The 11,138-nt window shown below is 41.1% G+C and carries 9 protein-coding genes and 1 pseudogene; 3 read left to right on the plus strand and 7 right to left on the minus strand.

Going from position 1 to position 11,138, the window contains the following annotated elements:
* Positions 1 to 564: pseudogene (locus AN213_RS15835) on the plus strand (hypothetical protein); the annotation flags it as partial.
* Between the two features lie 573 nt (positions 565 to 1,137).
* Here AN213_RS15835 and AN213_RS15840 read toward each other — a convergent pair.
* The 3 genes from AN213_RS15840 to AN213_RS15850 form a co-directional block, all read right to left on the minus strand.
* Positions 1,138 to 1,830, minus strand: a complete 693-nt coding sequence (locus AN213_RS15840; protein WP_150114732.1) for a hypothetical protein — start codon at positions 1,828 to 1,830, stop codon at positions 1,138 to 1,140.
* A 335-nt stretch (positions 1,831 to 2,165) separates the two neighbouring features.
* A complete protein-coding gene (locus AN213_RS15845; protein WP_055199095.1) occupies positions 2,166 to 2,447 on the minus strand; it encodes a putative quinol monooxygenase in 282 nt (93 codons plus the stop codon).
* Positions 2,444 to 2,665: a DUF2798 domain-containing protein gene (locus tag AN213_RS15850; protein ID WP_054563225.1), complete on the minus strand. Its 222-nt coding sequence runs from the start codon at positions 2,663 to 2,665 to the stop codon at positions 2,444 to 2,446. The genes AN213_RS15845 and AN213_RS15850 overlap by 4 nt, the downstream gene beginning before the upstream one ends.
* Before the next feature lie 81 nt (positions 2,666 to 2,746).
* Between AN213_RS15850 and AN213_RS15855 the strand changes: the two genes are divergently transcribed.
* Positions 2,747 to 3,601: a LysR family transcriptional regulator gene (locus AN213_RS15855; protein ID WP_055199096.1), complete on the plus strand. Its 855-nt coding sequence runs from the start codon at positions 2,747 to 2,749 to the stop codon at positions 3,599 to 3,601.
* An 89-nt stretch (positions 3,602 to 3,690) separates the two neighbouring features.
* Here AN213_RS15855 and AN213_RS15860 read toward each other — a convergent pair whose 3' ends face one another.
* Entirely contained in the window at positions 3,691 to 4,416 is a 726-nt protein-coding gene (locus AN213_RS15860) for a hypothetical protein (RefSeq protein WP_055199097.1), read from the minus strand.
* A gap of 152 nt (positions 4,417 to 4,568) precedes the next feature.
* Positions 4,569 to 5,441 carry a nuclease-related domain-containing protein gene (locus AN213_RS15865; RefSeq protein WP_055199098.1) on the minus strand — a complete coding sequence of 291 codons (873 nt, stop codon included), beginning with the start codon at positions 5,439 to 5,441 and terminating at the stop codon, positions 4,569 to 4,571.
* Positions 5,442 to 5,799: 358 nt separating this feature from the next.
* Here AN213_RS15865 and AN213_RS15870 point away from each other — a divergent pair, with 358 nt between their 5' ends.
* The gene (locus AN213_RS15870; RefSeq protein WP_055199099.1) at positions 5,800 to 8,952 is read left to right on the plus strand and encodes a DUF3427 domain-containing protein; all 3,153 of its coding nucleotides are present in this window, start codon (positions 5,800 to 5,802) and stop codon (positions 8,950 to 8,952) included.
* Positions 8,953 to 8,964: 12 nt separating this feature from the next.
* Here the strand turns inward: AN213_RS15870 and AN213_RS15875 are convergent, their stop codons facing one another.
* On the minus strand, positions 8,965 to 10,047 hold the full coding sequence (locus tag AN213_RS15875) for an HNH endonuclease (RefSeq protein ID WP_055199100.1): 1,083 nt from the start codon (positions 10,045 to 10,047) through the stop codon (positions 8,965 to 8,967).
* Positions 10,048 to 10,290: 243 nt separating this feature from the next.
* Positions 10,291 to 10,884 carry a bifunctional 2-polyprenyl-6-hydroxyphenol methylase/3-demethylubiquinol 3-O-methyltransferase UbiG gene (locus tag AN213_RS15880; protein ID WP_055199101.1) on the minus strand — a complete coding sequence of 198 codons (594 nt, stop codon included), beginning with the start codon at positions 10,882 to 10,884 and terminating at the stop codon, positions 10,291 to 10,293.
* Positions 10,885 to 11,138 lie beyond the last annotated feature (254 nt).

Raw genomic sequence — 11,138 nt, forward strand, 5'->3', positions numbered from 1 at the left:
CCAAGCTTTACTGCATCTTCATCTTTCGGTTTTGATGAGTATTCTACAAAAGAGCCTATTGCCGACGATGAACCGTCTAAAGATGAAGTGCCCGAATATGACTTATCATCATTTATGGGTGATGATTTATCGTTTGCTGATCATTTTAATGAAGATGAGCACACAGTCACTGCGCCAAACCCAGCAGAAGAACACGACGACATTAACGATGATGATTTAGCTAAAGCCTTACAAGCACTTGAACAAGAACTACAAGATGAACCAGCTTCCGTTAACGTAGAAGAGCCGTCACAGCCAGCGGTAGAAACTGTTGATTTGTCTGACGAACTGAGTAACGACGATAAGCTTGAAGAAACGCCTGAAGAAAAAAGTGAAGAAGCCGACAAAGAGCCAGAGCAACAAGATGATAAGCCGTATAATCCATTTGCGAACTTATCACTTGATCCAACCTGGGATCCAAATTCAGACGAAAAGCCTGTGATAGAAAGCAAAAACAAACAGCCAAAATCACAAGCCTTAATTGACGCAGAAGAACGCGCCAAACAGTTTAAAACGGATGAGTGATTAAGGTACGAGTTTCGAGGGGAAAGGTACGAGATGCGAGGTGCGAGATTCGAGATTCGAGATGCGAGTTTGTAGCAGCGATTTTACATCGCGTTCTAACGCCTAAACCCCAGCGCCTATGTTTCCCGCGTAGGACTGGCTTTAGCCGGGAAATGTTTTAAGTTAGCGAGTCTCAAGTTACGAGGGGAAAGGTACGAGAAATGAGGTGCGAGGTGCGAGATTCGAGATGCGAGATTCGAGTCTGTAGCAGCGATTTTACATCGCGTCCTAGCGCCTATGTTTCCCCGTAGGCGTGAAACTTGTTTCGCGCGTCTGAGAGCTGAAGGCTGACAGCTCTCATTTATGTTTGATTCGGCACTAAAGTACCTCCTACAAGGTTCAAATGCAGAGAAGAACGCACGACCTAACCAACACCACAGTTCGACTGATATCTAACATCTGACCTCTAACGACTAAAGCAGCGATTTTACATCGCGTCCTAGCGCCTAGTTCCTAGCACCTAGCTCCTTTCTAACTTCCCCCTCGCATCTCGTACCTCGAAACTCGCTAACTTTCCCCTCGCTAACTAAATGCTCACTTCACCACTGGCCGTGGGCGCATTAACCAATGGAAAATAAATATCAAACCAAAGAACACCGATACAGCTAAAGCACACAACACAATGATGTTGGTTGGTAAGAACGAATCTGTGCTGTAGCTGTAGCGCTTTAATTCTTGCTCGGCGCTTAACTTAGCTCGTTCGGCTTTGCTAGGTAAAACAAACTCATGAAACGAATCTGTTGGTTTTGCTTCTGTACGGGCAAGTTGCGCACTTTTTTGCTGCCATAACATATCAAATTGCTGAAACTGAATTTGCTTATTTTCAAGACACGACTCAAGGTTTTGCAACTGTAACGATCGAGCAGCACAACGTGGCGGCATAACATAAAAGCGGTCCCATGCAGCTTGCTTACTGATGTAGGCTTGCTCAGTTAATGGCTTTGCCAAGGTGTTTTCAAGCTCAGTAATATCAGGGTTATACAAAGACGACTTTAGCTCAGCAATTTGATCTTCACTAAAGCAAGTTTCAGATATTCGCGCCGACAAGCTTTGAATGCGCTGCTTATAGGCTTCAATTTTGTCGAGAAGATTGGTTTTACGCAGGGCTATTTGTAGCTCTATACGTTCGGCTTGCATGCTTTGACATGCATCTGAAGGAGCGCTTTGCTGCGCCCAAACAAAAGCGGGCAACAACAAGGCTGTTGTCATTAAAATCCGTTTAATCATTAATTTACGTCACTGTAAAGGTTAGGGGTACAGATTATCAGTTTCTAATAAAACTTCAACAAATCTGCAGCAAATTCATCTAAAAGAATGACAAATTACCTGCCTAACAATTTCACATAGCGAACAAGCAATAATCATGAAAGGCTTAAGGTTAATTATTTCCACTATCAAACTGCTGATCGCTCTTTTATGTTTCATTCGGCACTAAAGTACCTCCTACAATACCTCCTACAATACCTCCTACAAGGTTGTCATTGCAGAGAAGAACACAAGATCGACTTCCCCTAGCCCCTAGAGCCTAGCTCCTTTCCCCTCGCATCTCGCTAACTTTTCTCTCAACACATCTCCACCTTCTCTACCTCAACCGGCTCTGCCAAGGCATTTTCATAAAACGCGAACACAGCTTTGGTATAAGGCTGAGCATAATGCTCATCAAGGGCGGCTTGCGATGCGAACTGCTCAACTAAAAACAAACAACGCTGCTCTTTACTCGCAAACAATTCAAAACGATTACAACCAGGCTCTGCACGAGTGACTGCTAATATGCTCTGTAAATGCCCTTTACAGTCGTCAAATAATGCAGCCTTTGGGGTAATTTTTGCCACGATATTAATCATACTGACTCCTTACTATATAACTTTAAAACCAATGCCCGAATAGGCGGGGCAACCGTAAAAGCCACCACAAACGCAGCAGGCCACGCATTAGCAAACGCCTTCATCCAACTTAGAAAAAATGTATCGCTTAGCCCTAAGTTGACATAAGTGACCCATGCCGAAAGTAAAAACGACATTAAAAACGAAAATGCCGCAGTAAAAGTAAAATGAATTTTCATATGTCCTCCTTGGCGTTACTATATTTGCACAGGCCAAGTGGCAACAGTCACGAAAATGCAAACTAAGATTGAGGGAGTCGTATGCTGGATGATCTGCATTTATTTATTGAAATAGCGCGCCGTAAAAGCATGAGCCAAACAGCAAAAGATTTAGGACTGAATCTATCGACCCTATCAAGGCGCATTCAGGCGTTAGAAGAAAAACTCGCTGAGCCATTACTGCAACGTACAGCCCGAGGCATTGTGTTAACCGCCAAAGGTGAATCACTGTATAACGAATTAGGCGAGCAAGTGCTTGCTCTTAACAGCCAGCTTGAGCAACTAAATGACTCACCCGCCGCAAAAGAGTTTTACCTGTTGTGCCCACAAAACATCATTGCAGGCCCACTGATGGGGGCAGTTAATCAGTTTGCGATGGCAAACCCTGCGCTAAACCTCCACATTTACCCAAGTAATACCAATAGCCAACTAAGCCAAAAACGTTTTGATTTAGCCATTCGCATCGGCGAACAACAAGACTCAAGTTATTTTCAAAAGCGCCTAGGCATGATCGCAATAAAGCTGATTAAAAAGACAGATGCCCCAACATCAAGGCTGATATTGCCCTATTCAGAGTCACAAGTACCCAGCGGTTTGCTAAATAAATTAAAAACCGAGTATGAACATATAAGCTTTTGCTTTGATATTACAATCACCAGAAAAATGGTTGAAGCAGGCTATGGCATTGGCTTACTGCCGATGAGCGAAATTTGCTGTATAGACGAAACCAGCAACTTTAGTTATATCGACTCCCCCCACAGTATTCCCGCAAGGCCAATTTACGCCCTCTGGCCACATTCACGCACACCATCAGCGAATGCCCAGTTGTTGATAGAACAACTCCAAACCAGTATTGCAGACTCACCGAGCTTGCAAGGAGAAATATTAGCGCTTTAGTTGCGAGTTGCGAGTTGCGAGATGTGAGATGCGAGATGCGAGATGCGAGATGCGAGGCATTGTAGGTCGGGCTTTAGCCCGTAAATAACTCAATCTTTAAACCAACGATAAAGACCAAACACAAACAACATGGCCGCAATGCCAGTCAAGCCTAATTGCCAAACTTTAAGGTCATTCAACTTTGTAAATTGCGGACCAACACTCTCATTTAAAGGAGTTGAAGCTTGTTTAACGGGTGCTTCGATTATCGGATTCTTTATCACCGCTTGGCTTGTAGTTTTATTTGCATTAATTTCTGTAATGGTCGGCTTTACAGTAATAACAATATCTTTATAGTCTGCTTTAGCTTTACCACTCCAAGCCGATTCAAATAGCGCCTTTTGCTCAGCTTTATTTTCACTACACCATACAAAATCAGCTTGCTGAATTTTCTTCGCTCTACAACGTTTTGGTAATTGATAAAATTGCCCCCAAGCATGGCGTTTTTTATCGTCATTATATGAGTTTGAATACACCGTAGAGTTATATACTTTGGTGTTTAAAAGTGCTGTAGGGTTCGAGCGATACGTATAATTACCGCCATTGCCAGAGCTTCTTTTTGGGTGTTTGCAGTGTCTCGCAAGCAGCGTAAAAAGCTCATCTAAACGCTGATTCCAACGTTCACCTTGCCTAGCCGTATAGCTACGATTCATTCTTTTACGAATGCTCTCACGCTCAGCCTCAATGCTATCACAGCGACTTTTTGAATATTGCTCTTCAGCAACTGTGTAGAAACTCGCAAGCAAAGTAGCGAGTAATAAAATCCATTTATTCATAACATTACATCTGTGTAATTTGGTTGTATTTACTCCCTATGTGTTAGCTAGGGAAGTACTTATTCGATAAAAGCTAGCTAAAACAATTGCTTTAGAAAACTTTCGATGCAAATTGCCTACTCAAACTAAGCATTAAATTTAGTCTCTATCAATTAAACCTTAGAAATATTTAAGCTTCTTTGCACAGCTTGATAGCAAATAGCTTTTTGCATAGCTCCATCTATTTGGTTTTGGCGCATCGACAATATAGTTTTTGCTAACTGTCTATGGGAAACAATAGGAAATGGTGGTCGCTGCTTCAACTCTATAAACCAACCTGGAAAGCACAATATTGGGGTTATTTTTGTTTGAAAACCAGTTGCTTCACTTAACCATTTATAAACCCAATTTGCTTGTATTTCTGCTTGTTCAATTGGCTTGTTTTCATTCCAAGATGGAAAGGCTAGTAGATTATTTTCGAATCGGACTTTGTAGTTTGTATCATCTTTAACGCGCTTATGCCTTCCTTTTGTTTCAATCGCAAAAACACCATTAGGCCCAATAACTAAGTGATCAATATTAAACCCATCAGCTTGAATATCATGAAATATTTGATACCCATGAGATTGAAGCTCAATTAATTCAGATGCAACAGCTAACTCAGCGTCTCGCCCTAGTTTTAGTTTAATTAACTGGTCTGATTCAAACCACGATTTTCTGGCGGTGTAAATTAAACCGACAATAATTACAATTATAAAAAAGTAGTTCAATTGACCGCTTGCCAACATTTCGGTAATCCCTTTGAGGGCAAACGGCATTGTAATAATCAATGCAGCTACACCTATGTAACCAACAACATTAAAGACCTTATCGTTTACTTGATCGTTAAGTGTTTGTGCGGCTACTCGAGTAAATTTTTTTCGATCTACAGGTAACTTGGCTTGCTTCTGATGAAGCCATACTCTTAAAAAAATAACACCTAATATTGAATATATTCCTCCTATTACAAATAAAAGGCTGAGTCCTTGTGCTATGAAGTTATCCATTTCAGGTCCTTGTTCTGTTAACTCCCTCTTTATACATCAATTATTTAATAATGTCGCGTTGGCGACGGCAACCAAAGAGAAGTAAACGCCGACTTCTCTTTGGAATCTCTCGGCGCCCCGAGGTTCACACTGTTCCCTCAATTTGAATTAATTAAATGAACGTAAACACCGTAGATAGGCCATCCGTGGCCAAGCTACGCTTTTTACAGCATCCATGCTGTTAATTACTCATAATTAATTTAATTTCGGGTGTGAACACGGGGAAAACCTCAGCAATCGCCTGCAACTGAACAATGAGTTATTTCTTGTTTTCATTAGCTATTTCAGTAAACTGGCTGTAAATAACAGGGAGTGGTTTATGGAACAGGTTGGCATTTACGAGCAGCTTATTACTCAAGTGATTGAGCAAAATTTAGATCGTAAGCAATTTTATGTAGGAGAACGCCAACTAGAACCTGCCGAAGCCGCAACTTGGATAGCTCGATTTTTAGGAAAGCTAGTCGCACATGCGATTGATGCTATCCCCCACTCTAAAGATCGATTAAGCGAACAAATTGATTTAGCTAATAACTTAGTTTTATGGCTTAAAGATCATATTAAAGACGATGAGCTGATCAATGAAAACCTCTTAGATAGCCAAGGTAAAATACTTACAGCTCTATTCAATACAGAAAACCCTGTAGCAACTAATCTCAAAGACTACTCAAACAGCATTTTCCCACTAACAGGTCTTACGCAAAGTGAGCTATTTAGTGGCGCAAATGCTGGCCTATCTCTTGAGACTGAGCTTAAGAGAGAAATTAAATCAGCTGATACTATTTATTGGCTCGTTTCATTTATCAAATGGACTGGACTGCGGATATTTAAAAGTGAGCTAGAAGCCTTTACAAGAAGAGGTAATAAGCTAAAAGTAATCACCACCTCATACATGGGTGCAACAGACGCTAAAGCAGTTGAGTTCTTAGCTAGCTTACCCAACACAGAAGTAAAACTAAGCTACAACAATCAACAAGAACGTTTACACGCTAAATCTTACTTATTTATGCGTAACACAGGTTTTCATACAGGCTACATTGGTTCATCAAACTTATCACATTCAGCACTCACCAGCGGCCTTGAGTGGAATTTAAAAATTACCGCGCAAGAAATACCGCATATTATTGCTAAAACCAAAAGCACCTTTGAAACCTATTGGCAGTCGCCAGATTTTGAATTATTTAGCGGCAAAGTTGAATGCAAAGAAAAGCTAATAAACTCACTTAATGAGCAGCGTGGTAAAGGCCAATCAAGTAACCAGTTTTATTTTGATATCACACCAAAAACTCATCAATTAGCTATTTTAGAAAAACTAAGTGTTGAACGAAGTGTTCATAATCGATTTAGAAACTTAGTGGTGGCTGCTACAGGCACTGGCAAAACCATCATATCGGCATTTGATTTTAAAACCGTGTATGACAAAAAGCCAAATGCCAATTTTTTATTCGTCGCGCATCGAGAAGAGATCCTCACTCAAGCACAAAGCGCCTACCGTGGTGTGCTAAAAAATAACGATTTCGGTGAGCTTTGGGTCGGTAACTACAAGCCTCAAAGATACAACCAGTTATTTGCCTCAATTCAGACTCTTAATAATCAAATCGACAACATGAAGTTGAGCGCTGATTTTTATGATTACATTGTTATCGATGAAGTACATCACGTAAGCGCAGCAAGTTACCGCGGTATTCTTAACCACTTTAAACCAAACATTTTATTAGGCTTAACGGCCACTCCGGAAAGGCAAGATGGTGCAAATATTTTGGAAGATTTCTGTGGTGTAATTGCTGCAGAGATCCGCTTACCAGAAGCAATAAATCAACGCCATTTGTGCCCATTCCAATACTTTGGGCTTGATGATGATATAGATTTAAGCAAAATAACTTGGCGTGGCGGTCGTTATGATATTAGCGAATTAAGTAAGCTCTACACTGGGGAGAACAACCGCGCTAAAAAAATCATCTCGAGCCTCAATGAAATCGCCACTAATATTCACACAATTAAAGCTTTAGCATTCTGTGTTAGCCAAGATCATGCTGAGTTTATGGCTAGTAAATTTAACCTTGCAGGTATAAGTGCGGACGTACTTACCAGTAAAAATACTCATGAGCGAAATCACAAACAACAGGCGCTTAGAAGAGGTGAAATAAAGATCCTCTGTGTAGTAGATATTTTTAATGAAGGGGTCGATATCCCTGAAGTTGATACTTTGCTCTTTTTACGACCAACAGAAAGCCTAACGTTATTTTTACAGCAGTTAGGACGAGGCCTGCGTTTACCTGACAATAGCCAAAAACAATGCTGCACCGTTCTAGATTTTGTTGGTAACGCTCGCCCAGAGTATGACTTTGCTAATAAGTTTCGAGCTCTAATTGGCAAAACTAACCAGTCAATAAAAGCCGAAATAGAAAATGACTTTCCGCATTTGCCGTTGGGTTGCAGTATAGAGCTGCAAGAACGTACCCAAAAAGCAATTTTGCGTAATATTCAACAGGCAATTAATAGCAAAAGGCGCTTGCAACAGCTTATAAGTAGCTATTCACAACATACTAACGCCCAACTATCTCTAAGTAACTTTTTAACCATAAACCCTCAAGTGACGTTAGAAGATATTTATAAACCGAAGGAAAATAAGCTCGGTGGCTGGTACTGGTTAAAAGGCGATGAAATACCAGTAGAGCAAGTCGATATTTATTCTGCGTATTATCGTGCAATCAATACTCAATTACTCAGTTGCAACTCACTGAGCTATTTGAGCTTTTTACGCGATTTATGTAACAGCGACTTTACCATTGAAATAACACCTAAAAATCAACAATACGCTCTAATGGCTCATTACAATTTTTGGGATAACACTGGCACAAGTCTGGGGTTTAAATCTATTAAGCAAAGCTTACAAGCACTAAAAAACCCACTATTACAACACGAGTTATCAGAAGTGATTACGCTTTTAATAAATCGAATTCACCAACAAGAAAGTGATTTAACATGCCTTCCTAATCACGCAATAAAGTTACACAGTCGTTATACTCGCCAGCAAATATTAGCTGCATTTGGTGCACATACGTTTGATAAAAAATCGACTGCACGCGAAGGCGTATTAGAGTTCAAAAAACAAAATTTAGAATTACTTTTTGTAACTCTCAACAAATGCGAAAAGACCTATTCGCCAACAACGCTATACCATGACTATGCAATCAGCCCTACTCTGTTTCATTGGCAAACGCAAAACAGCGCACGACCAGAACACGGCCGCGGCTTAAGTTATATTCAGCACCAACAAACTGGAAAAACAATCTTGCTGTTTGTGCGGGAACAAAGCAAAGACGAAAACGGTAGAACAATGGGGTTCGTTAACTATGGCGAGGTTAAATACCAAAGCCACAATGGCAGCCAACCAATGAATATTACTTGGGAGCTAACAAACCCCATGCCATGTGAAATGTGGCATGAGGCAGGGAAGTTGGCTGTAGGTTAAAACCTAAGCTTATTAAGAATCATATTTGTACTTTGTCTGCGCGACTAAATCTAACTGGTGGACATTTTTACTCCCCGCCAACTCAAACCTACCCTTTGCAAGCCAGAGTTTTGCACCATTGCTGCTGGCAACTTGGTATGCCCAGTTGCTTACTGCAAGGGATTTATCTACATCACAATGAAAATAGCGAGTTAGTTCATCAGTGAGTAGCTGGCTGTGACGATCTAGGTTTTGATCTTGCCAACGTTCGCGGTGCAGCTGGGCTGCTAAAAAGTCGCGTTTGCTGTTATTACAACTTCGATGGGCAACAACAAAATTATGGCCTAAATCGTTAGCGTAGCGGGCAAATGGAATAAAGTGATCAACTTCTATCGCACTTGTGAGTGGCTTTTGACAATAAAAACACTGGCCTTTTTGTATTTCGACTAAAATTGGTTTTGCTTTGTTAAGTGCTGTGCGGTCGAAACCAAATAAAAAGTCATGCAGTTGGCTTTGAGGGCCAATAAGTGCTTGATTGTGCTTAATGCTTTGAATCTTTTGTAGCCATGCATTTTTAGCTAAATAGACAACTAAATCGTAAAAGCGTCTAAAGCAAGCGGCTATGCCTGTATTTAGAGTAATATAGCTTTTGCCTTTTGTGTGCGGATATAAAAAGCACTCTTCTTGTTTAGCTAGAATTTGTAAGCGCCACAATGGGCCTGTTTTTAAAGTGTCTAAAGCTGCTTTGTAAGTGGTGTGCCAGTAAGGGCTTAATTTTAGCTGGCGTAAGCTACGAATATTGTTTTGCTGGCACTCATATAGCACCGTAATTACTTTTGATTGCACACCAGAGTTTTGTTTTAGTAAAGCACTTTCACCACTATGAGCAGAAGAAAATGGCACTGCATGGTGCCAATAAAGCTCTATTAACTTTTCAGCAAGCTTAGCAAGATCAATGTTTAACTCGCTAGCTTCATACATCATTGGTTGCTCAACACAAACATCAGCCAACGCATGCAATAGTGCAAACTTATATGTCGCACTAAAATCACCTTCCACCAGCATGCGCTGAATGTAAGCAATAAAATCGAGTTGCTGCTGCATGGCCATCATCAATCAAGCCTTATGTGTACTGTTGAAAAGTGCTTTAAAGTTCATGAACTGCTCCCTGTATACGCCGACTTATTTGCTACTTATGCTCATAACGCATTGTTGTAGCTTGATTATTGGCGATTTAGTTTAGGAACAATCTAGCATGAAACGCTATTGCAAATATAGGGTTTTAGGTAGAGCTACTCTTTAAAACCCATACAATATTAGGGGAGCTGCGGTATAGCCTGCTATACCGCATATAAATTATTATATCGTTCTTCTGTGCAAAATGGCGTTTAGCCATGTTTCGGTGGCGCGCTCTGGGCGTTGGTCAGCGCTTTGCCATGACTTGAGGATAAACAGGTCTGTGCCTTTAATAATGCTCTCAAGGGCTTGTTCGTTTAGGTCAGTAAATTCACGACCGTTGTGTTCGCGCTCGCCGTCGCCGTATTTAAACGATACATACACGATGCCTTGTTGCTTTAATGCACGGGCAAGGTTGTTGAATGCTTCGGTTAAATCGTTTTTTGCTACGTGAATAAGGCTTGCGCAGCACCAAATGCCGTCGTATTTGGCAACGTCGTTTAGCTCTAGAAAGCTGCTTACAGCTACGTCTTGGTTTAAGTATTCTGACGCCAGCTTTGCCATAGCTGGGCTGATATCGAATGCATCTACGCTATAACCACGCTCTTTAAAGATGAAAGCGTCGCGGCCAGAGCCACAACCGGCATCGAGTAAAGCGCCTTTTTTTGGGATCAGCGGTAAGAACTCGTCATAAAGTTCATTGAGGTCTACATCGAGTGTGGCATCGACAAATGCTTGCGCATTTTGGTTGTAGTATTCGACGGTTTTGGATGCCATTTTACTTCCTTTATATTGGCAAGATTGCTTGGCGCTAAAATACCATTAAAGCTAGGTAACGCAAAGGATGAAATGTGATTTTAAATGCTAAGAATCAACGATTTTAGAATGGATATTAGAAGTTAGTTGGAGGAAGGAAGAAGGTTGTAGTTACGAGGTGCGAGGAACAAGATGCGAGGGACGAGGTGCGAGGAACGAGGGACGAGGTGCGAGGGACGAGGTGCGAGGAACGAGGTGCGAGGAACGAGGTGCGA

Origin of the sequence: Pseudoalteromonas sp. P1-8, from assembly GCF_001399985.1 — a bacterium.
Classification (GTDB): domain Bacteria; phylum Pseudomonadota; class Gammaproteobacteria; order Enterobacterales; family Alteromonadaceae; genus Pseudoalteromonas.

Coding starts and splice junctions, on each gene's coding strand:
- AN213_RS15840 (WP_150114732.1), bottom strand. CDS start 1,830: ATGATTAAACGGATTTTAATGACAACAGCCTTGTTGTTGCCCGCTTTT.
- AN213_RS15845 (WP_055199095.1), bottom strand. CDS start 2,447: ATGATTAATATCGTGGCAAAAATTACCCCAAAGGCTGCATTATTTGAC.
- AN213_RS15850 (WP_054563225.1), bottom strand. CDS start 2,665: ATGAAAATTCATTTTACTTTTACTGCGGCATTTTCGTTTTTAATGTCG.
- AN213_RS15855 (WP_055199096.1), top strand. CDS start 2,747: ATGCTGGATGATCTGCATTTATTTATTGAAATAGCGCGCCGTAAAAGC.
- AN213_RS15860 (WP_055199097.1), bottom strand. CDS start 4,416: ATGAATAAATGGATTTTATTACTCGCTACTTTGCTTGCGAGTTTCTAC.
- AN213_RS15865 (WP_055199098.1), bottom strand. CDS start 5,441: ATGGATAACTTCATAGCACAAGGACTCAGCCTTTTATTTGTAATAGGA.
- AN213_RS15870 (WP_055199099.1), top strand. CDS start 5,800: ATGGAACAGGTTGGCATTTACGAGCAGCTTATTACTCAAGTGATTGAG.
- AN213_RS15880 (WP_055199101.1), bottom strand. CDS start 10,884: ATGGCATCCAAAACCGTCGAATACTACAACCAAAATGCGCAAGCATTT.